A 25,641-nucleotide genomic window follows, 5' to 3' on the forward strand; every position below is an offset into this window, starting at 1 on the left:
TCCCCTCAGCCGATGGCCGAAGCCTTGAGCAGCTTGGCGATGTCCTTCTTCACCTTGCTCGGGTCGGGCTGTTTCGGGAAGCGCATCATCAAATTGCCCAGCGGGTCGATCAGGTAGATATGCTCGGCGGCCTGGCCGCCCTGCTCCACCGGCAGCCATTTGGTCACCGCCTCGGCCGGTGCGCGCAGCATGCGGGTGCCGTCGTTCACGCGCAGCAGTATGGTCTCCAGCGGCTGGTCGTCGGTGATCAGCCACACGCGCTCGATGCGCTCCATCTCCTTGCCCTGCATGGTGCGCAGCTGGCGCATGGCGAACAGCTGGTCCTGGCAGGCCTGCTGGCAGTCCGAGCCGCCCACCTTCAGCATGATCCACTTGCCCTTGTAGGCATCCAGCCCGGCAGGCTTGCCGTCCAGCGTGGCGCTGGCCATGGCCGGTATGGGATACTGGCGCGGGTCGATCAGCGCGCCGTAATTGGTGCGGCCTTCGGGCTTGATGAAGTAGTAGGTGATGTAGGACGCAATCAGCGGCGCCGCGCACACGGCCAGCACCGCCATCAGCTTCCAGCGTCCGCGGCTGCGCTGCGGCTGGCCCGGTTCAGTTTTGTTTTCCACGTCTATATCCTGTTACGACGAAAAAGAGAGCGGCCATGGCTGCCAGGGCGTACCACTGGAAGGCATAGCCGCGATGCTTGTCCACGCGCGAAGCGGGCGCCGGCCAGTCATGCGACAGGCCGCTGTCCTCCGCACCGGCGGGCGCGGTTTGTTCGATGATAAAAGGCTGCATGCGCAAGCCGCTGGCTTCGGCCACCCCGGCCGCCGTGGCGTTCTGCACGATGGCGCCGGGCTTGAGCGCGGGCGCCGTCCCCAGCTGCATCACATGGCCGGGATGCAGGCGCGCCACGCCCTCCAGCGTCACCTCCCCGGCCGGCGTGCCGTAGGGCGGCAGCTGCTCGCGCACCGCCATATTGCGCGGCAGCCAGCCGCGCGCCACCAGCACGTGCTGGTCCGAGCCGGCGATACGGAAGGGCATCAGCAGGTAGAAGCCCACGCCTTTGGCGGACGGGCGGTTGTCCAGGTAGAGCGGCCAGCCGGCCACAAACCGGCCGGTCACGCGCACGCGGCGGTATTCCATTCCGGCCGCCTCGGCCTCCGGCACGGCGGCGGCGCCCAGCATCAGCGGCGCGCCGGCCTGGCCCGCCTGCAGGCGCGCGTCGGCGGCGCTGGCCTCGGCCGCGCGGCGGCCCTGCCACTGGCCCAGCGAAACGCCCAGCGCCACCACCAGCACGGTGGCCGCAAAGGGCACCCATTTGAAGCGGAAGGCCATTACAATGGTGCCTCTATTCCGACCTGCGGCGCTGCCAATTCCATGAAAATCCTTGTTGCGATTGCCTTCATTCTGATCCTAGCCAGCCTCGGTTCGGCCTTGTACTACATGATGCGCCAAAAGGGCAAGAACGACCAGCGCATGGTGCGCTCGCTGGCCATGCGCGTGGGCTTCTCGATCGCGCTGTTCATCATTATCCTGGTGGCCAACAAACTGGGCTACATCCAGCCTACCGGCATCCGCTAGCGTTGGCGGGTTACGGCTGCGCCTAACCCGCCCTACGGTCTCGCTGCCGGAACGTAGGGCGGGTTAGCGCAAAGCGCGTAACCCGCCACGCCGCCAAGAAAAAAGCCGCGCGCGGGATGCACCTGCGCACGGCTTTTTTTCATTGCGGCGAACAGGGTCGCCGCAGATTATAGCGCTTACAACCAGTAGACGACGATGTACAGGCCCAGCCACACCACGTCCACGAAGTGCCAGTACCAGGCCGCGCCTTCGAAGCCGAAGTGGTGCTCAGGCGTGAAGTGGCCCTTCATGACGCGGAACATCACCACCGCCAGCATGATGGCGCCCATGGTCACGTGGAAGCCGTGGAAGCCGGTCAGCAGGAAGAAGGTGGAACCGTAGATGCCCGAGGTCAGCTTCAGATTCAGTTCGCTGTACGCGTGCATGTACTCGTACACCTGGAAGCACATGAACACGGCGCCCAGCGCCACGGTGGCGGCCAGCCAGCCCACGGTCTTGCCGCGCTTGCCCGCGATCAGCGCGTGGTGGGCGATGGTCAGGGTCAGGCCGGACAGCAGCAGCAGCGCGGTGTTGATGGTCGGGATGGGGAACGGACCCATGGCGGTGAACGACTCCACCACGCCGGCCGGGGTATTGCCCCACTGCGCGGCGAAGTCCGGCCAGATGAATTTATGGTCCAGGTCACCCAGCCAAGGCAGGGTGATGGCGCGGGCGTAGAACAGCGCGCCGAAGAAGGCGCCGAAGAACATCACCTCCGAGAAGATGAACCAGCCCATGGACCAGCGGTAGGAATGGTCGATGCGCTTGCTGTACAAGCCGCCCTCGGATTCCTTGATGGCGTCGCCGAACCAGAAGTACAGCACCGTCAGCGTGCACAGGATGCCGACGATGTTGACGGTGGAACCCCAGGAGGCGTCGTTGACCCAGGCCGACGCGCCTATCATGGTGATGAGCAGGGAAATGCCGGCCAGCATAGGCCAGCGCGAAGGACCAGGCACGAAGTAGTACGGTGCCGCGTTATGTGAACTCATCTTCATCTCCTAAAATTACTGTGAAACTACGAACTTCACTATTGTTATCAGCAAGCCGATGAACAGCGCGACGCCTATCAAGGCCGCGATGATGACGTGGAAGGGATTCAGCCTGGCCCCGTCCTGGTCAAAATCTTTCTTCCTGCGCAGGCCGAAAAACGACCAGATCACCGCTTTCATCGAATACATGAAAGAAGCTGTTTGCTTCTTCTCTTCCATCTTTGCCACCCCTTAATTGGAGGCCAGCCCTGCAATCTCGAAGAAGGTGTACGACAGCGTGATGGTCTTCACGTCCTTCGGCAGCGCCGGGTCGATAAAGAACACCACCGGCATCTGCCGCGCCTCGTTCGCCTTCATGGTCTGCTGCTTGAAGCAGAAGCACTCCACTTTCTTGAAGTACGGCGTCACGCTGTTGGGCGCATAGCTCGGTATCGCTTGCGCGTTCACCGTGCGCGGCTGCGTGTTGACCACTTCGTACACCACTGTGGCCAGCTCGCCCGGATGGACCTGGATGCTGCGCTGCGTGGCGCGGAAACGCCACGGGCCATGCGCATTGCTGTCCAGCTCCACCGTCACCAGGCGGCTGTTGTCCACTTGCGTGTTCTTCGGGTCCAGCGCCACCGTGCCGTCCTTCTGCGTGAGCATATTAATCCCGAGTACTTCGCAAATATGCTTGTACACCGGGATCAGCAGGTAGCCGAAGCCGAACATCATCACCGCGATGACGATCAGCTTGCGCAGCATGCGCAGGTTCTCGGCCTTGACGCTGCCCATGCTCATCTCAGCCCAGCCAGCTGCGCTTGACGAACACGGACACGAAGAACACCAGGGCGATCGAGCCCAGTATCAGCGCCAGCCTCAGATTGCTCTGCTTCTTGTTGCCGCGAGGATCGGCCATGATTATTTCACCTGCGGCGGCGTTTCGAAGGTGTGGAACGGCGCCGGCGACGGCACGGTCCACTCCAGGCCTTCAGCGCCGTCCCATGGCTTGTCGCCAGCGGGCTTGCCGCCGCGGATGGTCGGCAGCACCACGAAGAACAGGAAGAACACCTGGCTCAGGCCGAAACCAAAGGCGCCGATGGTGGCAATCGCGTTGAAGTCGGTGAACTGCGCGGCGTAGTCCGCATAGCGGCGCGGCATGCCGGCCAGGCCCAGGAAGTGCATCGGGAAGAAGGTGATGTTGAACGTGACCAGCGACAGCCAGAAGTGGGTCTTGCCCATGGTCTCGTTGTACATATGGCCGGTCCACTTCGGACCCCAGTAGTAGAAGCCGGCGAACAGCGCGAACAGCGAGCCCGCCACCAGCACGTAGTGGAAGTGCGCCACCACATAGTAGGTGTCCTGCAGCTGGATGTCGATCGGGGTCACGGCCAGGATCAGGCCGGTGAAGCCGCCGATGGTGAACACGAAGATGAAGCCCACGGCGAACAGCATCGGGGTTTCAAAGGTCATCGAACCCTTCCACATGGTGGCGATCCAGTTGAACACTTTCACGCCGGTCGGCACCGCGATCAGCATGGTGGCGTACATGAAGAACAGCTGCGAGGTCACCGGCATGCCGGTGGTGAACATGTGGTGCGCCCAGACGATGAAGGACAGGATGGCGATGGACGCGGTGGCGTACACCATCGAATGGTAGCCGAACAGGGTCTTGCGGGCGAAGGCCGGGATGATCTGCGAGACGATGCCGAAAGCCGGCAGAATCATGATGTACACCTCGGGGTGGCCGAAGAACCAGAAGATGTGCTGGTACATGACCGGGTCGCCGCCGCCGGCGGCGTTGAAGAACGAGGTGCCGAAGTGGCGGTCGGTCAGCGTCATGGTGATGGCGCCTGCCAGCACCGGCATCACGGCGATCAGCAGGTAGGCGGTGATCAGCCAGGTCCAGCAGAACATCGGCATCTTCATCAGGGTCATGCCGGGAGCGCGCATGTTCAGGATGGTGACGATGATGTTGATCGAGCCCATGATCGAGGACGCGCCCATGATGTGCATGGCGAAAATGCCCATGTCCATGCCGGGTCCCATCTGGGTCGACAGCGGCGCGTACAGCGTCCAGCCGGCGGCGGTGGCGCCGCCCGGCACGAAGAAGGAACCGGCCAGCAGCAGCGCCGCAGGCGGCAGCAGCCAGAACGAGAAGTTGTTCATGCGCGCAAAGGCCATGTCGGATGCGCCGATCTGCAGCGGGATCATCCAGTTGGCGTAGCCCACGAAGGCCGGCATGATGGCGCCGAACACCATCACCAGGCCGTGCATGGTGGTGAGCTGGTTGAAGAACTCAGGCTGGAAGAACTGCAGGCCGGGCTGGAACAGCTCGGTGCGTATCATCAGCGCCAGCACGCCGCCGGACAGCAGCATGGTGAAGGAGAACCACAGGTACAGCGTGCCGATATCCTTGTGGTTGGTGGCGAACAGCCAGCGGCGGAAACCGGTGGGGTGGTCGTGGGCGTGGTCATGGCCGTGGTCGTGGCCATGGTCATGCGCGTGTGCGTGATCGACAGTCGTGCTCATAATGTGCAGCTCCTAATTACTTGCGTGCAGCCAGGACTTCGGCCGGTTGAACGATGTTTTCGGCCGGCTTGTTCGACCAGCTGTTGCGGGTGTAGGTGATGACAGCCGCAATGTCGGTGTCCGACAGCTGCTTCCATGCCGGCATTTCGGCAGGGAACTTGCCCGACTTCTGACCGTTCAGCAGCACGTGGATCTGCGCCGCCTTCTCGCCGTTCACGACGGCCGAGCCGTCCAGCGCGGCGAACGCGCCCGGTACGCCCTTGCCGGTAGCCTGGTGGCACACCGCGCAGTTGGCCGAGTACACTTTCTCGCCCTTGGTTTTCAGCTCATCGATGGTCCAGGTCTTGGTTGGATCGTCGGCCAGCGCGGCCAGTTCCTTTTTCTTCTTGTCGGCCCAGGCGGTGTACTCCTCGGCGGTGACCACGCGCACCACGATAGGCATGAACGCATGGTCCTTGCCGCACAGTTCCACGCAGGTGCCGCGATAGACGCCGGTGTGCTGCGCCTTGAACCAGGTGTCGCGCACGAAGCCGGGGATGGCGTCCTGCTTCACGCCGAAGGCGGGGATGGTCCAGGCGTGGATCACGTCGTTGGCGGTGGTGACGATGCGGATCTTCTTATTGACCGGCACCACCACTTCGTTGTCGACTTCCATCAGATAGGTGTCGCCGCGCTTTTCGGTCGGCGCCACGCCCGGCGAGCCCACTTGCGAGCGCGGGGTGGACAGGTTGGAGATGAAGGTGATGCCCTCGCCCTCGCCCTTCAGGTAGTCATAGCCCCATTTCCACTGCATGCCGGTGGCCTTGATGGTGATGTCGGCGTTGGAGGTGTCCTTCATGGCCACCACGGTCTTGGTGGCGGGCAGCGCCATGCCGATCACGATCAGGAAAGGCACGATGGTCCAGGCGATTTCAACCGCGGTGGACTCGTGGAAGGAGGCCGATTTGTGGCCCAGCGATTTGCGGTGCTTGAGGATGGAGTAGAACATCACGCCGAACACGGCGACGAAGATCACCAGGCAGATGATCATCATCAGGTTGTGCAGGCTGTAGATGTCCGCCGCGATGGCGGTAGCGGGCGCCTGCAGGTTCAGCTGGTTGACCAGGGGGCCGCCGGTACCGCCGGTGGCCTTCGAGTATTCAGTAGCCGCTGCAGCCGTCTCCGCCGCCCAGGACGGGACTGCGGCGGCTGTCATCGACAGCGCGAGCATCAACGATTGAAATCGCTTTGCATGTTTCATGTTTTCCCCAACCACCCAAGAAATAATTAATATTTTTAAAGGCAGCCGTCCGATGTTCTGAATAGCCGCCGTACGCTACAACACCTAAAACCCCCCGACCCGTAATACTTATACAAGACGAAATGATGGCAAAATTAGTCAAGGATTATAGTCAACACCCCTAGGGGCATCAAGGAAATTATCTGTTACGCAAGCCCAAAGCGGCGTGCTTGGACCTTATTTGCCACATATGCGCAGCCGTATTATGGCCAGAGCGGCCTATTTAGAGGGCTTGCGCGGCAGGTCGAAGCGGATAATCGACTCGCCCTGGCTGGTGGTGCGCGGCGCGGGGCGGAACGCGTGGCCGTACAACACCTCGAAGGTCAGCCCCAGCTTGCCGTCCGGGCGGCGCTGGCGCTCCAGGGCCGCCAGCAGGGCCGCATGGCCGGCGCGGCCCAGCAGGCCACGGCGGCGCGTAGCCAGCGGATTGCCGCCCCAGGCGCGGGCGTCGGCCAGCAAGGCCTCGGGCGTGTCATAGGTGACGGTGATCTTCTCCATGTCCAGCACCGGGGTGGAAAAGCCCGCCTCCACCAGCTGGTCGCCGAAATCGTGCATGTCCACGAAAGGCAGCGCGTGCGGGAACAGATCCACGTCGGCGAAGGCGGTGCGCAGCTCGGAAAAGGTATCCGGCCCGAAGCAGGAAAACATCAGCAAGCCCTCCACCCGCAGCACGCGGCGCCACTCGGCGAACACGCGGTCCGGCTGCGGATGCCAGTGCAGCGCCAGGTTGGACCAGACCAGGTCCATGCTGTGCAGCGCCAGCGGCAGCTCGGCGAAATCGGCGCAGGCCAGGTCCACCCCGGTCTTCGACGGCAGCAGCCTGCTGATCAGCTGATTCAGGCCGCCGCGCGGCGCCGGGCCGGTGGCGGCGCTGGCCGCGCGCGCCATGGCCTCGGACGCATCCACGCCCAGGATCTGGGCGGCGGCATACATTTTTTGCAACATGGGTAGATCCGCCCCCTCGCCGCAGCCCGCATCGAGCACCCGCTGCGGCACGATCTTCACCAGCTGCAGGCGGTCCTGCATGCGCGAGGAAACCTCGCGGCGCAGGAAATCGGACGGCGCAACGCGCTCCGGGCGGGAAAACAGCGCGCGCACGCGCTCGATATCGATGGGCGCGCTCAATTTAGGCGGCTTGGCGGGAACTTGCATGGTAATGACCGGATGGGTGAGATAATGGGCGCAGTTTACATGGTTAAGGCAAAGTGCGATGCCGAACGCCCAATCCAGGCCCGCCGCCACGCGGCCGGGCGCCCTGTCATGGCTGCCCGCCCTGCTGGCGCGCGCCGGGCACGCCCTGCTGCCGGGCGCCTGCGTGCTGTGCGGAGGAATCGCGGCCATCGGCACGCAAACCTGCCAGCCCTGCCATGCACAGATATTCGGCGCCATGCGGGCGCGCTGCCGCGTGTGCGCCAACCCGCTGCCGGGCGCCGGTGGGGCCGGCGATGCGGTGTGCGGCCGCTGCCTGTCGCATCCGCCCGCGTTCGACGCCACGGTGGCCGGCGCCGACTACGCCATGCCGCAGGACCAGCTGGTGCTGCAGCTCAAATTCGGCGGCCACCTGGCGCTGGCCGCGCTGTTCGGCCGGGTGCTGGCCGAAGCCGCGCTGGGCCAGCCCGGCTTTATCCGTCCCGCCGTGCTGTGCCCGGTGCCACTGGGTCCGCAGCGGCTGGCCGCGCGCGGCTACAACCAGGCGCTGGAAATCGCCCGCGCGCTGGGGCGGCGGCTGGACGTCACCGTGCAGCCGCGGCTGGCCGAGCGGGCGCGCGACACGTTGGCGCAAAGCCTGGTGCAGCCGTCCGAGCGGCGCGCCAACATCGCGCACGCCTTCGCGGTGCCGGACCGCGCGCTGGTTGAAGGGCGCCACATCGGCATCGTCGATGACGTCATGACCAGCGGCCAGACACTGGACGAACTGGCCGCCGCGCTCAAGCGGCACGGCGCGGCGCGCATCACCTGCCTGGTGTTTGCGCGCACGCCGCCGCATTAAAGTTAAAGCAATACATACGTAACAGGAGAAATGCAGTGTTCCACGTCGTACTAGTCAGCCCCGAAATCCCGCCCAACACGGGCAACGTGATACGGCTGTGCGCCAACACCGGCGTGCAGCTGCACCTGATCGAACCGCTCGGCTTCCCGCTGGACGACAGCAAAATGAAGCGGGCCGGGCTCGACTACCACGAATACGCCAACATGCAGGTGCACAAAAGCTGGGATGACTTCCTGGCCAGCGAGCAGCCCGAGCCTGCGCGCATGTACGCCATGACCACGCACGGCTCGTCGCCGTTCGCGCAATGCCGCTTCCAGCCGGGCGACTACTTCGTGTTCGGTTCCGAAACGCGCGGCCTCGACCCGGCGCTGCGCAACCGCTTCCCCGAAAGCCAGCGCATCCGCCTCCCCATGCGCCCCGACAACCGCAGCCTCAACCTCTCCAACACGGTCGCCGTGGTCGTCTTCGAAGCCTGGCGCCAGCACGGCTACGCCGGCGGCGCCTAAATCCCAGGCAGCCTGAGCCGCATTTCCCCCATTTCGGGGTCAGACCCCGAATTGGCGGAAATGCGGCTCAGCTTGATTGACGCAAACTTGCGGCAGCGCAAGGCATCGCTGGGTGATGGAGCATACATTGCTGCTATGAGCAGACCACTCCGGCCCCAGGCGTGCGGCGCCATCTATCATGTCACTTCGCGCGGCGTTCGCCGCATGCCCATCTTTGTCGATGCATTTGACTACAGCGTCTGGCTGGACGTGCTGGCCGAAGCGGCGGCGCGCTATACGCTGGTCATCCACGCTTATTGCCAGATGCCGAATCATTACCATTTGGTGGTGGAAACACCACTGGGCAATATTGCGGCCGGAATCCGCTATCTGAACGGCAAGTACTGCCAATATTTCAACCGCAAGCACAAGCATCTCGGCCATGTTTCGCAATGCCGATACAACGCCGAAATGATCGAGCGCCAGGCGTACTTGCTGGAACTGGCCCGCTACGTTGTGCTCAACCCGGTGCGGGCGCAGCTGGTGTCGGCGGCGGCGTCGTGGAAATGGAGCAGCCACCAGGCCCTGCTCGGCTACGTTCCCCTGCCGGCATGGCTGGACGGCGACTGGATACTGAGCCAGTTCGGCAACGGCACGCGCGAGCGGCATGTCGAGGCCTACACCGAATTCGTCGAACAGGGAATAGGGTTGCCCGATCCCTTGCGCCATCGCCGCAAAGGCGCCAAGCCCAGCGCACCCGCAGTCCCATCCCAGGCCACCGCCACGCCGCCCATCGACGCCTTCTTTGCCCGATTCTCCAGCCCGGATGAAGCCGCATTGCGAGCCTATCTGTCGTCCGCCTATTCAATACGCGCCATTGCCCAGCACTTGCGCATCTCTCCCCGCAGTCTGATGAGGTTGTTACGCCGCCTAGGGAAACTCCTATAGCTTTCCCTGCTATCCTACAAGCGGCCTGAGCCGCATTAACCGCCCCGGGGTCTGACCCCGAATGGGGGTGGGTGCGGCTCAGGTTGCTTGGGGGGTGGTCAGCCGCCGAAGGTGCGCACCTTGGCCAGCAGCTTGGTGGTGGAGCGGTCGTGCTCGAAGTCGATCGCCACCGCCTGGCCGCCGTAGGCAATCACGGCCTTGCCTTCCGGGATGGCCGCCATGTCGTAGTCGCCGCCCTTGGCGTAGATTTCGGGCCGCGCTTCCTGCACCACCTCCAGCGCCGTGTCTTCGTCGAACGGCACCACCAGGCTGACCGATTCCAGCGCGGCCAGCACCGCCATCCGGTCGCCGCAGGCGTTCAGCGGGCGGTCGTCGCCCTTGCCCAGCCGCTTCACCGACGCGTCGGTATTGGCCGCCACCACCAGCGAGCCGCCCAGCGCGCGCGCCTGCGCCAGATAGGTGACGTGGCCGCGGTGCAGGATGTCGAACACGCCGTTGGTGAGCACCACCGGCTTGGGCAGGGCCGCCACGCGCGCGCTCAGCTCGGCGCGGCTGCAGATTTTTTCTTCGAATTGGGGCATAGGGTCCGTAGGTTAATGGCCGGGCTCGGCGTCTTCTTCTTCCGCGTCGATTTGCATGCTCAGCTCGCCAACCGGCCGGCTGCCGCCGCCCTCGCCCGGCTCCTTGCGGTCGCCGCGCAGCTTGATCTGCAGCCGCAGGCCGTTGGCCGAGTCGGCGTTGCGCAGCGCTTCTTCGTAGGCAATGTAGCCCTTATTATAGAGCTCGTACAGGGCCTGGTCGAAGGTGCACATGCCCAGCTCGCGCGACTTGGCCATGATTTCCTTGATGGCGTGGAAGTTGCCCTTGAAGATCATCTCGGCAATCGTCGGCGTGTTGAGCAGTATTTCAATGGCCGCCTTGCGCCCCTTGCCGTCCTCGGTGCGCACCAGCCGCTGCGACACGATGGCCTTCAGATTCGACGACAAGTCCATCAGCAGCTGGTTGCGCCGCTCCTCCGGGAAGAAGTTGATGATGCGGTCCATGGTCTGGTTGGCGTTGTTGGCGTGCAGCGTGCCCAGGCACAAATGGCCGGTCTCGGCGAAGGCGATGGCGTGTTCCATGGTCTCGGTGTCGCGGATCTCGCCGATCAAAATCACGTCCGGCGCCTGGCGCAGCGTGTTCTTCAGCGCGTTGTGCCAGGAATGCGTGTCCACGCCCACTTCGCGGTGCGTCACCAGGCAGCCCTTGTTCTTGTGCACGTACTCCACCGGGTCTTCCACCGTGATGATGTGGCCGGCCGAATTGCTGTTGCGGTAGTCTATCATCGCCGCCAGCGTGGTCGACTTGCCCGAGCCCGTGCCGCCCACCACCAGCACCAGCCCGCGCTTGGTCATGATGACCTCCTTCAGCACCTCGGGCAGGTCCAGCTTTTCAAAATTCGGAATCTCGGAGGCGATGGTGCGTATCACCATGGCCACGTTCTGCTGCTGCATCAGCACGTTGACGCGGAAGCGGCACACGTCCGGCAGCGAGATGGCAAAATTGCATTCCATCTCGGCGGCGAATTCGGCGCGCTGCTTGTCGTTCATGATGGCCATGGCCAGCGCGCGCGTGACTTCGCCGGTCAGGCGCTGCTGGCTGAGCGGTTTCATCGCGCCCTGCGACTTGATGCTGGGCGGGAAGTCGGCGGAGATGAACAGGTCCGAGCCGCCAGTCTGGTGCATCACCTTGAGCAGCTTGTGGATGTAGGCCTGCGCTTCTTCATGGCCAAATGTGGATGACATGCTTGCCTCGCGATGGGGTGGTCGGGCAATTATAGCCATCCCCATACGCTACAATGTATTTTCTTGCGCTGGACAAACGTCCCGATTCCGGCATTGCGCCCAGCCATTGCCTGTGTTCAAATACATTTATGACACTGACCGAACTGAAATACATCGTTGCTGTTGCGCGAGCGAAACACTTCGGCCACGCCGCCGAAGCCTGTTACGTCGCCCAGCCCACGCTCTCGGTTGCCATCAAAAAGCTTGAAGACGAGCTCGGTGTCGTGCTGTTTGAACGCGGCGGCGCCGAAATCTCCGTCACCCCGCTGGGCGCGCAAATCGTGGCCCAGGCCGAGCGCGTGCTGGAGCAGACCGCCGCCATCAAGGAACTCGCCAAGCAGAACAAGGACCCGCTGGCCGGCCCGCTGCGCCTGGGCGTGATCTACACCATCGGCCCCTACCTGCTGCCGCCGCTGGTCAAGGCCATGATAGACAATGTGCCGCAGATGCCGCTCATCCTGCAGGAAAACTTCACCGTCAAGCTGCTCGAGATGCTGCGCCAGGGCGAGCTGGACGCGGCCATCATGGCGCTGCCGCTGCCCGAGCACGGCATGGCGCTGCAGGCGCTGTACGACGAGCCCTTCGTGGTGGCCATGCCGCGCCAGCATCCGTGGGCCGCGCGCAACAGCATCCCGGCCGAGGATTTGAAAACCGAAACCATGCTCCTGCTGGGCAATGGCCATTGCTTCCGCGACCAGGTGCTGGAAGTGTGCCCGGAGATGGCGCGCTACGCCTCGCCCGGCAACGGCATGCAGCGCACCTTCGAGGGTTCCTCGCTGGAGACCATACGCCACATGGTGGCCAGCGGCATCGGCCTGACCGTGCTGCCGCGCGCCTCGGTGCCGGACATGGCGGCCAAGGACGGCATGCTGCAGTTCCGCCCCTTCGACCAGCCCGAGCCTTCGCGCCGCGTGGTCATGGTGTGGCGCAAGAGTTTCACGCGCAAGGCCGCCATCGACGCCATCTGCACCGCCGTGGCCCAGTGCGCGCTGCCGGGCATCACGCCGCTGTGCCAGGACGAGCCTGCGGCATAGAGGCCGGGCTAGGGTCTATAATCGCGGTTTTCCCGTCTTCCGGTCCTGAACGCGATGAACAAGCTGCAGCTCTATTTCCGCCTGGTGCGCCTCGACAAACCCATCGGCACGGTGCTGCTGCTGTGGCCCACGCTGAGCGCGCTGTGGCTGGCCAGCGGCGGCGTGCCGGACTGGCGCCTGCTGTTCATCTTCTCGCTGGGTACCTTGCTGATGCGCTCGGCCGGCTGCGCCGTCAACGACTACGCCGACCAGGATTTCGACCGCCACGTCAAGCGCACCGCCGAACGCCCCATCACCAGCGGGCGCATCAGCGGCAAGGAAGCGCTGGCCCTGGCTGGCTTGCTGACCATACTGGCTTTCCTGCTAATCCTGCCGCTCAACGCGCTGACCAAGCAGCTCAGCGTGGCCGCCGTGATCATCGCCGCCACGTATCCGTATTTCAAGCGTTTCTTCGCCATTCCGCAGGCCTACCTGGGCATCGCCTTCGGCTTCGGCATTCCGATGTCCTTCGCGGCGGTGCAGGGCACGGTGCCGGCGGTGGCGTGGTGGCTGCTGGCGGCCAATGTCTTCTGGACCCTGGCCTACGACACCGAATACGCCATGGTGGACCGCGACGATGACCTGAAAATCGGCATCAAGACCTCGGCCATCACTTTCGGCAGCCACGACGTGGCCATCATCATGCTGTGCTACGCGGTTCACCTGGGCATGCTGGCGGCGGCGGGCCTCCAGTTCGGCCTGGGCTGGCCCTTCCACCTGGGGCTGGCGGTGGCGGCCGGACTCGCCGTCTACCACTACACCCTGATACGCGGACGCGAACGTGCGCCCTGCCTGGCCGCGTTCCGGCACAATAACTGGCTGGGGGCGGCAGTGTTTGCAGGCGTGGCGCTGGATTACGCGCTGCGCTGAGCCGGCCGCCCGGCTTATCCACCCAAGCAGAGAGGTTTTCCATGGACCAGACCACCACCCCAGCCAGCACCTTGCGCAGCGACGCCAGCGCCGACCGCGAACGCCTGCTGAACCACCTGCGCGATGCGGTCACCGACGCCGAGCAATGGCTGAGCACAGCCGTCAAGGACGCGCCCGCCGACGTTGAACACGCGAAAACGGCTTTCAAGGAAACCCTGCAGACCGCCAAGACCGATCTGCTCAGGCTGGAAGGCAGCATGCTGGCGCGCGGCAAGCTGGCCGCCAAGGCCACCGACAACTATGTGCACGAGCACCCCTGGGGCGCCGTGGCGGCCGGCGCGGTGGTCGGCATTCTGGCCGGCATGCTGATCGGCGCCACGCAGCGCTAGGCAGGTCGGCAGCCAGCTAACGCGTAGGGCGCGTAGGGCGCGTAGGGCGGGTTAGCGCAAAGCGCGTAACCCGCCAGAGCCGCCAGAACCGCCAGCGCCTAATCCGCCGCGCCGAACTCCACGCCCATTTCGCGGCCGCGCGCAGCCGCCGCCGCCATGGCGCGGCCGATCGCTTCTGCCACGCCGTCGGCGGCCATGCTGGTCAGCGCGGCATAGGTGGTGCCGCCCTTGGACGTCACGCGCTCGCGCAGCAGCGACACCGGCTCGTCCGATTGCGCCGCCAGCTGCGCCGCACCGGTGAAGGTGGCCAGCGCCAGCGCCTTGCCCTGCTCGGCGCTCAACCCCAGCTCCTCGGCCGCCTTCTGCATGGCCTCGATAAAGTAGAACACATAGGCCGGGCCGCTGCCGGACACCGCCGTCACCGCGTCGATCTTGGCCTCATCGTCCAGCCATACGGTGGCGCCGACGGCTTTCATGATGGCGTCCGCCGCCGCCTTCTGTTCCGCGCTCACGCCGGCCGATGCGGCCAGGCCGGTCACGCCCATGCCAATCAGCGCGGGCGTGTTCGGCATGCAGCGCACAATGGCGCGCCCGCCGCCCAGCCAGCGCGACAAGTCGGCCGCGCGTATGCCCGCCGCGATCGACAGCAGCAGCGGACCACCGCCCTCGCCGCCCGCCGCCGGCAGCAGCGGACGCAGCTGCTCGGCCACCTCGCGCATGCTTTGCGGCTTCACCGCCAGCACGATCACGTCCGCGCTGGCCACGGTCTGGTAGGCTGCGGGGTCCGGCGCCTGCTGCGCGCCGGGCAGCGCGCCCGAGGTGGTCACGCCGAACTGCGCGCTCAGCTTCTCCAGCGCGGCCGGGTTCGGATCGACCACGTGGATATTCGCGCCCGCCGTCAGCTTGCCGGCCAGGCCGGAGATCAGTGCCGCAGCCATATTGCCGCCGCCGATAAATGCAATTTTCATAAAGTCCCTTGTTGTGTCGCCGCGTGCGCGGTGCAGGCGCGCGCCGGCATGGTTGTGTCGCCGCGTGTCATTGCGCGGCGTAGCTGCGCGCGCCGAAAATGGCGCTGCCCACGCGCACGATGGTGGCGCCTTCCAGCACCGCCGCCCGCATGTCGCCGGACATGCCCATGGACAGCGTATCGAGCGCAAAGCCCTGCGCGCGCAGCGCCTCGTACAGTGCGCGCACGCGGCGGAACGCCGCGCGCTGCTTGGCTACATCCTCCTCCGGCTCCGGGATGGCCATCAGGCCGCGCAGGCGCAGATTCGGCAGCCCGGCCACGGCCTGCGCCAGCGCCGCCACGTCCTCAGGCGCCGCCCCGCTCTTGCTGGCCTCCCCGCTGATATTCACTTGCAGGCAGATATTCAGCGGCGCCAGCCCGGCCGGCCGCTGCTCGCTCAGGCGCAGTGCGATCTTCTCGCGCTCCACCGTGTGCACCCAGTCGAAATGCTCGGCGATGGGCCGCGTCTTGTTGCTCTGGATGGGGCCGATGAAATGCCATTCCAGCGCCGGGTCCGGCACGGGCGTGGCCGCAGCCAGGGCGCGGATCTTGTCCACGCCCTCCTGCACATAGTTTTCGCCGAAGGCGCGCTGCCCCGCCGCCACCGCCTCCTGCACCGCATCTGCGCCGAACGTCTTCGAAACGGCCAGCAAGCGCACCGATTGCGGCGCGCGGCCGGCTTCGTGCTCGGAGGCAACAATTGTACTGATCACTGCTTGCAAGTTCTGGGCTATTCTGGACATAATCATTGAGCGGGCTGGTTGGGCCGGTTCCGCAGGCCTCCCCCCGAAACGCAGCACTGGGATTATAAATGGACATCTCCGAATTACTCGCATTCTCCGTCAAGAACAAAGCCTCCGATTTGCACCTGTCCGCCGGCCTGCCGCCCATGATCCGCGTGCACGGCGACGTGCGCCGCATCAATCTGCCGCCGCTCGAGCACAAGGACGTGCACGGCATGATCTATGACATCATGAATGACGGCCAGCGCAAGGCCTACGAGGAAATGCTGGAGTGCGACTTCTCCTTCGCCATTCCGGGCCTGGCGCGCTTCCGCGTCAACGCCTACAACCAGGAGCGCGGCGCGGCCGCCGTGCTGCGCACCATTCCGTCCAAGATCCTCACGCTGGAGGAGCTGAACGCGCCCAAGATCTTCGCCGAATTCGCGCTCAAGCCGCGCGGCCTGGTGCTGGTGACGGGGCCGACCGGCTCGGGCAAGTCCACCACGCTGGCGGCCATGGTCAACCACCTCAACGAAAACGAATACGGCCACATCCTCACCATCGAGGACCCGATCGAGTTCGTGCACGACTCCAAGAAATGCCTGATCAACCAGCGCGAAGTGGGGCCGCACACGCTGTCGTTCAACAACGCGCTGCGCTCGGCGCTGCGGGAAGACCCGGACGCCATCCTGGTCGGCGAGCTGCGCGACCTGGAAACCATCCGCCTGGCGCTGTCGGCGGCCGAGACCGGCCACCTGGTGTTCGGCACCCTGCACACCTCCTCCGCCGCCAAGACCATCGACCGTATCGTGGACGTGTTCCCGGCCGAGGAAAAAGAGATGGTGCGGGCCATGCTGTCCGAATCGCTGCAGGCGGTCATCTCGCAGACCCTGCTCAAGACCAAGGACGGCTCCGGCCGCGTGGCCGCGCACGAGATCATGGTCGGCACGCCGGCCATCCGCAACCTGATACGCGAAGCCAAGATCGCGCAGATGTACTCGGCCATCCAGACCGGCAGCAATGTCGGCATGCAGACGCTGGACCAGAACCTGACCGAGCTGGTGCGCCGCAACGTGATCTCCTCGGCCGCCGCCCGCAACGCCGCCAAGATCCCCGACAACTTCCCGGGCTAAACATGGAACGCGACCAGGCATCCAAATTCATGTTCGACCTCTTGCGCCTGATGGTCAGCAAGAACGGTTCGGACTTGTTCATTACGGCCGGCTTCCCGCCGGCCATGAAGATAGACGGCAAGATGACGCCGGTGTCGGCCCAGCCGCTGACGGCGGCCCACACGTCGGATCTGGCCCGTTCCATCATGAACGACAAGCAGACCGCCGGCTTCGAGCTGACCAAGGAGGCCAACTTCGCCATCAGCCCCGGCGACCTGGGCCGCTTCCGCGTGTCCGCCTTCGTGCAGATGAGCGCGGTCGGCATGGTGCTGCGCACGATTAATTCGGCCATCCCCAAGCTGGAGGACCTGGGCCTGCCCGAAGTGCTCAAGGACGTGGTGATGTCCAAGCGCGGCCTGGTCATCATGGTGGGCGCCACCGGCTCGGGCAAGTCCACCACGCTGGCGGCCATGGTGGGCTACCGCAACGAGAACAGCTACGGCCACATCATCACCATCGAGGACCCGGTGGAGTTCGTGCACCCGCACCGCAACTGCGTGATCACCCAGCGCGAAGTGGGCGTCGATACCGACGACTGGGAAGTGGCGCTGAAGAACACGCTGCGCCAGGCGCCGGACGTGATCCAGATCGGCGAGATCCGCGACCGCCAGACCATGGACCACGCCATCGCCTTCGCCGAGACCGGCCACCTGTGCCTGGCCACCTTGCACGCCAACAGCGCCAACCAGGCGCTGGACCGCATCATCAACTTCTTCCCCGAGGAGCGCCGCCAGCAGCTGCTGATGGACTTGTCGCTCAACCTGAAGGGCATGATTTCGCAGCGCCTGGTGCCGCGCAAGGAGACCAAGGGCCGCGCCGTGGCCATCGAGATCCTGCTCAATTCGCCGCTGATCTCGGACCTGATCTTCAAGGGCCAGGTGCACGAGATCAAGGAGCTGATGAAAAAGTCCCGCGAGCTGGGCATGCAGACCTTCGACCAGTCGCTGTTCGACCTCTACGAGGCCGACGCCATCAGCTATGAGGACGCGCTGCGCAACGCCGATTCCGTCAACGACCTGCGGCTGGCCATCAAGCTGGAAGGCAAGGCCGCCAAGACGCGCGACCTGTCGGCCGGCACCGAACACCTGAACATTATTTAAGGAAGCACATGAGCACAGTCTTCGACTTCAGCGCCGACACCCTGTCCGGCGCGCCGGCCGACCTGGCGCAGTACCGCGGCAAGGTGCTGCTGATCGTGAACACCGCCAGCAAGTGCGGCTTCACGCCGCAGTACCAGGGCCTGGAGGCGGTGTACCAGCAGTTCAAGGACCAGGGCGCCGTGGTGCTGGGCTTCCCCTGCAACCAGTTCGGCGCGCAGGAGCCGGGTTCGGCCGACGAGATCGGCGCCTTCTGCGAAAAGAACTACGGCGTGAGCTTCCCCATGTTCGCCAAGGTGGACGTGAACGGCAGCGGCGCGCATCCGCTGTACCAGCACCTGAAGAAGGAGTCGCCCGGCCTGCTGGGCACCGAAGGCATCAAGTGGAACTTCACCAAGTTCCTGATCCGCAAAGACGGCACGGTTTACAAACGCTACGCCCCCACCACCAAGCCGGAAGAACTGGCGGACGATATCGCGCGCCTGCTGGCCGAATAAGTCCCGCACCGGCATTACCCCGGCGGGGCCATCCCCCGTCCGCACATTATGGTTATAGATTACCTGGCGCAGCTGTTCTCGCCGCCCGCCGATCCTTCGATGCTCACCTACGGGAAGTACGATCCCTGGCTGGTGGCGCTGTCCGTGCTGGTGGCCTCCTTCTCGTCCTGGATGGGCTTGCAGATGGCCGGCCAGGCCGGCAACGCCACCAGCGCGCGCCTGCGCCGCGCCGCGCTGCTGACCGGCAGCCTGGCGCTGGGCAGCGGCGTGTGGGCCATGCACTTCATCGGCATGCTGGCCTTCGACCTGTGCACCAGCGTCGATTACGACCGCTCCATCACCATCTGGTCCATGCTGCCCAGCGTGGCGGCGTCGCTGGTGGCGCTGTCGCTGATCAGCCGCCAGCGCATCGGCCGCTGGCAGCTGCTGGCCGGCGGCGTGCTGGTGGGCGCCGGCATCGGCACCATGCACTATGCCGGCATGGCGGCCATGCGCAGCGCCCTGGAGCTGCGCTACGACCCGGCCATGTTCGCGCTGTCCATCGTGGTGGCAGTGGCGCTGGCCACGCTGGCGCTGTGGGTGCGCTTCGGCCTGAGCGCGCTGCGCGACCGCCTGAGCAGCGCCGCGCGCCTGGCCATCGCCGGCGTCATCATGGGCTGCGCCATCGCCGGCATGCACTACACCGGCATGGCGGCGGCGCGCTTCGTCGGCACGGTGCCGCCCGGCACGGCCGGCGGCGTGAGCGACTCCATGTTCCTGGCGCTGGCCATCACGCTCATCACCGTGTCCCTCACCTTGCTGGTGATGTCGGCCAACGGCCTGCTGCGCTACCGCGCCCTGTTCTTCCAGCTGAGCCAGAGCGAGTCGTGGATGCGCGCGCTGCTGGCCACCGCCGTGGACGGCGTGATCACCATGGAGTCGGACGGCACCATCCGCGAATTCAACGCGGCGGCCGAACGCATCTTCGGCTGGCGCCGCAACGATATCGTGGGCCGCAACATCCGCCTGCTGATGGCCGACCTGGAGCGCTCGCAGCGCGACGGCCTGCTCAGCCACCTGAACGACGGCAGGGAGGGCGTGATCGGCGAGAGCCAGGACGTGCTGGGCCTGCACAAGAACGGCAGCCATGTCCCGCTGCGCAATGCCTACGGCCATGCGCGCCTGGCCGACAAGGATTTATACGTGTGCTTCGTCACCGACATCAGCGAGCGCAAGGCCATGGAGCAGCAGCTGCGCGCCAGCGAGCAGCAGTTCCGCTCCCTGATCGGCAACATCCCCGGCATTTCCTACCGCAGCCTGATGGCGCCGGGCTGGCCCATGGTCTTCGTCAGCGCGGCGGTGGAGAACCTGACCGGCTACCCGGCCGCCGACTTCCTCGGCTCGCCGCCCAAGCGCAGCTTCGGCGACCTGATCCACCCCGACGACCACGAGCAGGTGGCGCGCGGCCTGGACGCGGCGGTGGAAAAAGGCGAGCCCTTCGTGCTCGAATACCGCCTGCTGCACAAGGACGGCAGCACGCGCTGGATGTGGGAGAACGGCAGCGCCATCTTCACCGAGCAGGGCAAGGTGCAGTGGCTGGACGGGGTGATCCTCGACATCAGCGGCCGCCGCACCATGGAGGAGGAGCTGCGCGCAGCCAAGGAGCGCGCCGAGCAGGCCGCCGCCGCGCGCGCCGCCTTCCTGGCCAATATGAGCCATGAAATCCGCACGCCGATGAATTCCATCCTCGGCTTCACCGACGTGCTGCTGCAGGGCGATCTGGCCAACGACCAGCGCCGCCACCTGAACACGGTGCGCAATTCGGCGCGCTCGCTGCTGCGCCTGCTCAATGAAATCCTCGACACGGCCAAGCTGGACAAGGGCGCGGTGGAGCTGGAGCTGGCCGACTACAACCTGCTGGCCCTGATCGACGAGCTGTCCTCCACCATGGGCAGCAACGCCAGCGCGAAAGGCCTCAAGCTGTCCATCGCCTACGACCCGGCCATGCCGCACTGCCTGCACGGCGACGAGCTGCGCGTGCGCCAGGTGCTCAGCAATTTGCTGGGCAACGCCATCAAGTTCACCGACCGCGGCAACGTCACGCTGGCGGTGGCGCGCGAGAACGGCCCGGACGGCGACTGCGTGCACTTCATTGTTAGCGATACCGGCATCGGCATTCCCGCCAGCCGCCTGGCCGCCATCTTCGAGCCCTTCACCCAGGCCGACGCGTCGATGAACCGGCGCTACGGCGGCACCGGCCTGGGCACCACCATCTGCAAGCAGCTCGCCGAGCTGATGGGCGGCCAGATCTGGGCCACCAGCACCGAGGGCCATGGCAGCGCCTTCCACGTGGTGCTGCCGCTCACGCCGGCCGTAAACCTGCCGGCGCTGCAGCGCCAGGCGCCGTGCATCAAGCTGCCGCCGCTGAACATCCTGGCGGCCGACGACGTGCCGCAGAATCTGGAGCTGCTGACCCTGTTGCTGGGCAAGCAGGGCCACAGCGTCACCGGCGCCAGCGACGGCGCCATTGCCGTGCAGCTGGCCGCCGAAGGCCGCTTCGACGTGATCCTGATGGACGTGCAGATGCCGGACGTGGACGGCCTGGAAGCCACGCGCCGCATCCGCGCGCAGGAGGCGCAGCAGGGCCGTGGCCGCGTGCCCATTATCGCCATGACGGCCAGCGTGCTGGAGAAGGACCGCGAGGCCACCAGCGCGGCCGGCATGGACGGCTTTGCGCCCAAGCCGGTGGACATGCACGTGCTGGGCCGCGAACTGGCCATGGTGCTGGGCATAGACATCGCCGAGGAGGCCGCGCCGGACGCGGAGCAGTCGCTGCAGGTGCTCAACCACGCGCATGCGCTGCACCGCTGGGCCGGCGAGGAGCGCGCCTACCACCGCTCGCTGCGCAACTTCGCCGCCGAACGCGCGCAGGCCAGCGGCGACTTGCGCAGCCTGACCGGCGTGGGCACCGGCCATGGCGACGATGCGGCTGCGGCCGCCGACGCGGCCGGCCTGGCCCACCAGCTGAAAGGCGCGGCCGGCAACCTCGGCCTGGAACAGCTGGCCGCCGCGCTGGACCAGCTTGAACGCGCACTGCGCGACACGGACACCCCGGCAGACGCCGTGTCCGGCATGCTGGCGGCGGTGGAGCAGCGCCTGGCCGAAGCCATCACCGCCATCGGCGAGCTGCTGGCCGACGCGCCCCCGTCCGCCCTGCTGCCCACCCCTGCCCCCGTCACTGCCGATGCCGCATCGCGCCCGGCCAGCGGCGCGCCCGCAGCCCTGGACGAACAGCTGGTGCGCACCCTGGGCGCCACCTTGCAGCGCTCCATCGACAGCGGCGCCTTCGATGAAGCCACGATGGCGCAGCTGGCGCAGGCCCTGGCCTCGCACGTTGCGCCGCAGCGCCTGCACGAACTGCAGCAAGCCATTGACGATTTTGATTTCAGCGCGGCCCACGCGCGGCTGGAGGCGCTGCTGGCGTCCGTCCTGCCCGCGGCGGCCGGGAGCACAACATGACCCTCGCACCTGCACAAATGCACAGCGCCCCCAAGCGCCTGCCCGTCATCCTCGCCGTAGACGACGAATCCACCAACCTCCAGCTGCTGCGCCAGATCCTGCAGGACCGCTACAGCCTGCTGTTCGCCAAGGACGGCCCGCGCGCGCTGGAGCTGGCCGCCAAGGAGCAACCCGACCTGATCCTGCTGGACGTGATGATGCCGGACATGACGGGCTACGAAGTGTGCCGCCGCCTGAAGGCCGACCCGGCCACGGCCGGCATTCCCGTCATCTTCGTCACCGCCCTCACCGACAGCACCGACGAGGTGGACGGCTTCGACGCCGGCGCGGTGGACTACATCACCAAGCCGGTCAGCCCGGCCGTGGTGAAAGCGCGCGTGCGCCTGCACCTGTCGCTGGTGCGCCTGGATGAACTGAAAGCAAGCCGCCTGGAGATCGTGCAGCGCCTCGGCCTGGCCGCCGAATACAAGGACAACGAAACCGGCCTGCACGTGATCCGCATGAGCCACTACGCGCGCCTGCTCGGCATCGCGGCCGGCATGGACGAGGACGACGTGGACGACCTGTTCAACGCCGCCCCCATGCACGACATCGGCAAGATCGGCATTCCGGACCGCATCCTGCAAAAGCCCGCCAAGCTGGACGAGGACGAGTGGCGCGTCATGCAGACCCACCCCACCATCGGCGCGGACATTATCGGCCGCCACGCCACCGGCATGCTGGCCGTGGCCTGCCAGGTGGCGCAGAACCACCACGAAAAATGGGACGGCAGCGGCTACCCCAACGGCCTGGCCGGCGAGGCGATCCCGCTGGCCGCCCGCATCGTGGCGGTGGCCGACGTGTTCGACGCGCTCACCTCGGTGCGTCCCTACAAGCAGGCATGGACCGTGGAGCAGGCCTGCGACCATCTGCGCGCACAGCGCGGCCTGCATTTCGAGCCCCGGCTGGTGGACCTGTTCCTGACCCAGCTGCCGGCCGTCGCCGAGATCATGGAAAAATGGGCGGAACGTTAAAAAGGGATGTGCTTTATTTACTTTTACGTAATAATGGGAATAGGAACGATTTAGAGCTGGACGGAAACCATGCCACTGCTGGGGAAATTGCTGTCATTGTGGATGCGCATGGGAATCTACGCGAGGCTGTTCGTCCCTATCTTTTTGCTAGTCACCATCATCATCAGCGTGCGCTATACGCTGCTGACCGAATCCGAATCAGCCGCCGCGCGCCAGCGCTATGAAGTGGAAGCGCAGCAGCTTGGCCAATACCTGGCCGCGGCTCTCAGGCCGCTGCAACGCGAACAGAACGAGAACGCCATCTCCGCCCTGCTGGCCGGCGCAGCAGCGCAGAATCCCGACCTGGCACTGGTGCGCTGGGAGCACGCAGGCGGGCAAGCCCGCGCCGCAAGCGACCCGGACCTGCCCGGCATCGCCCATCCTGCCTGGCTGGGACCGGCCATCGCCATCGAACCGCTGTATCTGAACCTGCGCGTCCCGCTGCGCAGCGGGAGTGAATCCACCCCGGGCGCCAACGCGGCGCCCCATGCCGCCACCGGCACCCTGTCGCTGTGGTTCCGTCCCACCCAGCCACTCAACCGCGTGTGGCGCGCGCTGCGCCAGCAGGCCATTATCTCGGCGCTGAACGTGGTCACCATCTTCGTGCTGCTTGGGCTGCTGGTCTACCTGAACCGCCGCATGCAGCTGCGCCTGGAGAACGCCACCAGCCGGTTCCAGAACGGCGAACTGGGTGTGCGCATGCCGGTTGCCGGCTCGCTCGAAGCGCGCGCCATGGCCACCACCTTCAACAGCATGGCCAGCCAGGTGCAGGCGCTGGTGCATTCGCTGCAGGACCAGAAGGAGCGCATTGAAGTCACGCTGGCCTCCATCGGCGACGCCGTCATCACCACCGGACTCGATGGCCGCATCGGCAGCATGAACGAAGCGGCGCAGCAGCTCACCGGCTACAGCGAGGAACAGGCCTGCGGCAAGCAATTGCAGGCGGTGTTCACGCTGGCCAACAACTTCGGCCACCAGGCGCTCAAGCGCACCATGCACAGCATCTGCGCCGGCGGCGCGGCGGTACGCGCCAAGAACCAGACCCTGCGCCAGCCCTCCGGCGCCAGCTTCGTCATCGAATACACGGTGGCGCCCATCCGCCGCAACGGCCACGGCGAAGCAGGCGCGGTGCAAGGCGCCGTGCTGGTGTTCCGCGACGTGAGCGAGAAAAAGCAGCTGATCCAGCAGATGTCCTGGCAAAGCCAGCACGATCTGCTGACCGGCCTGCCCAACCGCAGCGCCCTGGCGGCGCGCTTCGAGCACGAGCTGGAACTGGCGCGCGAGCAGGCCGGCGGCGCCACGCTGGCCGTGTGCATGCTGGACCTGGACCACTTCCAGCAAGTGAACGAGCGCGGCGGGCATGCGCTGGGCGACGAGATCCTCAAGCAGGCCGCAGGCCGCCTGCACAGCTTTGCAGGCCCGCGCCACTACGCGGCGCGCCTGGGCGGCGACGAATTCGTGTTGCTGCTGCCGGACCAGCCCGGCCAGGGCGCCGTCGAGCACGCGCTGGCGCAGCTGATGGCGCTGCTGGCCAGGCCCTACCATTGCGAGACGCAAACGCTGTCGGTGCCTGCCAGCGCCGGCGTGGCGCTCTACACCGGCGGCGATATCAGCGCCGACAGCCTGCTGCGCCAGGCCGACCAGGCGCTGTACCAGGCCAAGCTCACCGGCCGCAACAAGGTGCACTACTTCGACGCGCATCTGGACGAGGAAGTGCGCACCCACCACAACCGCCGCACCGAAGTGCGCGCCGCCCTGCGCGCCGGGGAACTGTGCCTGTTCTACCAGCCCAAGCTGGACATGCGCGCCGGGCGCATCATCGGGATGGAAGCGCTGCTGCGCTGGCGCCATCCTCTGCGCGGCATCGTCGGGCCGATGGAATTCCTGCCGGTGGTGGAGCACACCGATCTGATCGTGGAGATCGGCGACATGGTGCTGCGCCACGCGCTGCGCCAGCTGGAGATCTGGCGCGCCAGCCATCCAGGCTGGGTGGTCAGCGTGAACATCGCCGCGCGCCACTTCCAGCGCACCGACTTCGTGCCGCGCCTGACCGCCATCCTGGCCGAATTCCCCACCGTGCCGCCGCGCATGCTGGAGCTGGAGATACTGGAATCATCCGCGCTGGCGGACATCGGCCACGTGCGCGCCATCATGCTGGAATGCCAGGCGCTCGGCATCCGCTTCGCGCTGGACGACTTCGGCACCGGCTATTCATCCATGTCCTACCTGAAGCGCCTGCCGGCCGAAGTGCTGAAGATAGACCAGAGCTTTGTGCGCAATATGCTGGTGGACCGTGACGACCTGCACCTGGTGTCGGCCGTGATCGGCCTGGCGCGGGCTTTCAACCGCAGCGTGATCGCCGAAGGCGTGGAGACCGTGGAGCACGGCGCCCAGCTGATGCGGCTGGGCTGCGAACTGGCGCAAGGCTACGGCATCGCGCGCCCCATGCCGGCGGACGACGTGCTGGACTGGACCGCCAATTTCGCCTCCACGCCCGCCTGGCAGCGCGCCGCGCTGCTGCCCATCGACGGCATGAACGGCGCCCCCAGCATCCCCAGCACCGCACTGCCCGCGGTCCCGTAACGGCGGGTTACGCGGGTACCCCGCTAACCCGCCCTACGGTGATTGT

General features: G+C 65.9%; 26 protein-coding genes. 13 read left to right on the forward strand and 13 right to left on the reverse strand.

Annotated elements, in window-relative coordinates; translation table 11 throughout:
* Window positions 1–5: 5 nt before the first annotated feature.
* Together GTP77_RS07840 and GTP77_RS07845 are read right to left on the reverse strand one after the other, a co-directional pair.
* Window positions 6–611, reverse strand: coding sequence for an SCO family protein (locus tag GTP77_RS07840; RefSeq protein WP_503826784.1), 606 nt, complete (start codon window positions 609–611; stop codon window positions 6–8).
* A complete protein-coding gene (locus GTP77_RS07845; RefSeq protein WP_161071738.1) occupies window positions 595–1,329 on the reverse strand; it encodes an SURF1 family protein in 735 nt (244 codons plus the stop codon). Before GTP77_RS07845 ends, GTP77_RS07840 begins: the two co-directional genes overlap by 17 nt.
* Window positions 1,330–1,365: 36 nt before the next feature.
* Here GTP77_RS07845 and GTP77_RS07850 point away from each other — a divergent pair, with 36 nt between their 5' ends.
* A complete protein-coding gene (locus tag GTP77_RS07850) occupies window positions 1,366–1,569 on the forward strand; it encodes a twin transmembrane helix small protein (RefSeq protein WP_161071616.1) in 204 nt (67 codons plus the stop codon).
* Window positions 1,570–1,745: 176 nt separating this feature from the next.
* Here GTP77_RS07850 and GTP77_RS07855 read toward each other — a convergent pair whose 3' ends face one another.
* From GTP77_RS07855 to GTP77_RS07880, 7 genes are all read right to left on the reverse strand, one after another.
* Window positions 1,746–2,606: a cytochrome c oxidase subunit 3 gene (locus GTP77_RS07855; RefSeq protein WP_371869338.1), complete on the reverse strand. Its 861-nt coding sequence runs from the start codon at window positions 2,604–2,606 to the stop codon at window positions 1,746–1,748.
* A gap of 9 nt (window positions 2,607–2,615) precedes the next feature.
* A complete protein-coding gene (locus GTP77_RS07860; RefSeq protein WP_056398627.1) occupies window positions 2,616–2,819 on the reverse strand; it encodes a DUF2970 domain-containing protein in 204 nt (67 codons plus the stop codon).
* A 12-nt stretch (window positions 2,820–2,831) separates the two neighbouring features.
* Window positions 2,832–3,374 carry a cytochrome c oxidase assembly protein gene (locus tag GTP77_RS07865; protein WP_161071618.1) on the reverse strand — a complete coding sequence of 181 codons (543 nt, stop codon included), beginning with the start codon at window positions 3,372–3,374 and terminating at the stop codon, window positions 2,832–2,834.
* Window positions 3,375–3,381: 7 nt separating this feature from the next.
* Window positions 3,382–3,498, reverse strand: coding sequence for a cytochrome oxidase small assembly protein (locus GTP77_RS30315; RefSeq protein WP_223149313.1), 117 nt, complete (start codon window positions 3,496–3,498; stop codon window positions 3,382–3,384).
* 2 nt (window positions 3,499–3,500) lie between these two features.
* Window positions 3,501–5,111, reverse strand: a complete 1,611-nt coding sequence (ctaD, locus tag GTP77_RS07870; RefSeq protein WP_161071619.1) for a cytochrome c oxidase subunit I — start codon at window positions 5,109–5,111, stop codon at window positions 3,501–3,503.
* A gap of 16 nt (window positions 5,112–5,127) precedes the next feature.
* A complete protein-coding gene (gene coxB / locus GTP77_RS07875; protein ID WP_161071620.1) occupies window positions 5,128–6,351 on the reverse strand; it encodes a cytochrome c oxidase subunit II in 1,224 nt (407 codons plus the stop codon).
* Between the two features lie 258 nt (window positions 6,352–6,609).
* Complete coding sequence (locus GTP77_RS07880) at window positions 6,610–7,542, reverse strand: methyltransferase domain-containing protein (protein ID WP_161071621.1); 933 nt, start codon at window positions 7,540–7,542, stop codon at window positions 6,610–6,612.
* 58 nt (window positions 7,543–7,600) lie between these two features.
* On the opposite strand from GTP77_RS07880, the gene GTP77_RS07885 reads away from it, so the two are divergent.
* The 3 genes from GTP77_RS07885 to GTP77_RS07895 all read left to right on the forward strand — a co-directional run bounded on the left by GTP77_RS07885 (window position 7,601) and on the right by GTP77_RS07895 (window position 9,813).
* The gene (locus tag GTP77_RS07885) at window positions 7,601–8,380 is read left to right on the forward strand and encodes a ComFC family protein (protein WP_161071622.1); all 780 of its coding nucleotides are present in this window, start codon (window positions 7,601–7,603) and stop codon (window positions 8,378–8,380) included.
* Window positions 8,381–8,415: 35 nt separating this feature from the next.
* Window positions 8,416–8,886 (forward strand): tRNA (uridine(34)/cytosine(34)/5-carboxymethylaminomethyluridine(34)-2'-O)-methyltransferase TrmL, encoded by a 471-nt coding sequence (gene trmL, locus GTP77_RS07890; RefSeq protein WP_161071623.1) that lies wholly within the window; start codon window positions 8,416–8,418, stop codon window positions 8,884–8,886.
* A gap of 135 nt (window positions 8,887–9,021) precedes the next feature.
* Window positions 9,022–9,813: a transposase gene (locus GTP77_RS07895; RefSeq protein WP_260048671.1), complete on the forward strand. Its 792-nt coding sequence runs from the start codon at window positions 9,022–9,024 to the stop codon at window positions 9,811–9,813.
* Between the two features lie 98 nt (window positions 9,814–9,911).
* Here the strand turns inward: GTP77_RS07895 and GTP77_RS07900 are convergent, their stop codons facing one another.
* Window positions 9,912–10,394, reverse strand: a complete 483-nt coding sequence (locus tag GTP77_RS07900; RefSeq protein WP_161071625.1) for an adenylyltransferase/cytidyltransferase family protein — start codon at window positions 10,392–10,394, stop codon at window positions 9,912–9,914.
* A 12-nt stretch (window positions 10,395–10,406) separates the two neighbouring features.
* Window positions 10,407–11,597, reverse strand: a complete 1,191-nt coding sequence (locus tag GTP77_RS07905; protein ID WP_161071626.1) for a PilT/PilU family type 4a pilus ATPase — start codon at window positions 11,595–11,597, stop codon at window positions 10,407–10,409.
* A gap of 128 nt (window positions 11,598–11,725) precedes the next feature.
* Between GTP77_RS07905 and GTP77_RS07910 the strand changes: the two genes are divergently transcribed.
* From GTP77_RS07910 to GTP77_RS07920, 3 genes are read left to right on the forward strand one after another with little or no spacing between them, the layout of a single operon-like run.
* Window positions 11,726–12,670, forward strand: a complete 945-nt coding sequence (locus GTP77_RS07910; RefSeq protein WP_161071627.1) for a hydrogen peroxide-inducible genes activator — start codon at window positions 11,726–11,728, stop codon at window positions 12,668–12,670.
* Window positions 12,671–12,724: 54 nt separating this feature from the next.
* On the forward strand, window positions 12,725–13,579 hold the full coding sequence (gene ubiA, locus GTP77_RS07915) for a 4-hydroxybenzoate octaprenyltransferase (RefSeq protein WP_161071628.1): 855 nt from the start codon (window positions 12,725–12,727) through the stop codon (window positions 13,577–13,579).
* A 41-nt stretch (window positions 13,580–13,620) separates the two neighbouring features.
* On the forward strand, window positions 13,621–13,968 hold the full coding sequence (locus GTP77_RS07920) for an ElaB/YgaM/YqjD family protein (protein WP_161071629.1): 348 nt from the start codon (window positions 13,621–13,623) through the stop codon (window positions 13,966–13,968).
* Window positions 13,969–14,066: 98 nt separating this feature from the next.
* Here GTP77_RS07920 and proC read toward each other — a convergent pair whose 3' ends face one another.
* Entirely contained in the window at window positions 14,067–14,936 is an 870-nt protein-coding gene (gene proC, locus GTP77_RS07925; RefSeq protein ID WP_161071630.1) for a pyrroline-5-carboxylate reductase, read from the reverse strand.
* A 67-nt stretch (window positions 14,937–15,003) separates the two neighbouring features.
* Window positions 15,004–15,717, reverse strand: a complete 714-nt coding sequence (locus tag GTP77_RS07930) for a YggS family pyridoxal phosphate-dependent enzyme (protein WP_161071631.1) — start codon at window positions 15,715–15,717, stop codon at window positions 15,004–15,006.
* Between the two features lie 68 nt (window positions 15,718–15,785).
* Here GTP77_RS07930 and GTP77_RS07935 point away from each other — a divergent pair, with 68 nt between their 5' ends.
* The 6 genes from GTP77_RS07935 (at window position 15,786) to GTP77_RS07960 (ending at window position 25,595) form a co-directional block, all read left to right on the forward strand.
* The gene (locus GTP77_RS07935; protein ID WP_161071632.1) at window positions 15,786–16,829 is read left to right on the forward strand and encodes a type IV pilus twitching motility protein PilT; all 1,044 of its coding nucleotides are present in this window, start codon (window positions 15,786–15,788) and stop codon (window positions 16,827–16,829) included.
* Window positions 16,830–16,831: 2 nt separating this feature from the next.
* The gene (locus tag GTP77_RS07940; RefSeq protein ID WP_161071633.1) at window positions 16,832–17,968 is read left to right on the forward strand and encodes a PilT/PilU family type 4a pilus ATPase; all 1,137 of its coding nucleotides are present in this window, start codon (window positions 16,832–16,834) and stop codon (window positions 17,966–17,968) included.
* 8 nt (window positions 17,969–17,976) lie between these two features.
* A complete protein-coding gene (locus GTP77_RS07945; protein ID WP_161071634.1) occupies window positions 17,977–18,462 on the forward strand; it encodes a glutathione peroxidase in 486 nt (161 codons plus the stop codon).
* Window positions 18,463–18,510: 48 nt separating this feature from the next.
* Window positions 18,511–21,960: an MHYT domain-containing protein gene (locus tag GTP77_RS07950; RefSeq protein ID WP_161071635.1), complete on the forward strand. Its 3,450-nt coding sequence runs from the start codon at window positions 18,511–18,513 to the stop codon at window positions 21,958–21,960.
* 17 nt (window positions 21,961–21,977) lie between these two features.
* Complete coding sequence (locus GTP77_RS07955) at window positions 21,978–22,973, forward strand: HD domain-containing phosphohydrolase (RefSeq protein WP_161071739.1); 996 nt, start codon at window positions 21,978–21,980, stop codon at window positions 22,971–22,973.
* Between the two features lie 108 nt (window positions 22,974–23,081).
* Complete coding sequence (locus GTP77_RS07960) at window positions 23,082–25,595, forward strand: putative bifunctional diguanylate cyclase/phosphodiesterase (RefSeq protein WP_161071636.1); 2,514 nt, start codon at window positions 23,082–23,084, stop codon at window positions 25,593–25,595.
* Window positions 25,596–25,641: the final 46 nt, after the last annotated feature.

This window comes from Pseudoduganella aquatica (genome assembly GCF_009857595.1).
Lineage (GTDB): Bacteria > Pseudomonadota > Gammaproteobacteria > Burkholderiales > Burkholderiaceae_D > Rugamonas > Rugamonas aquatica_A.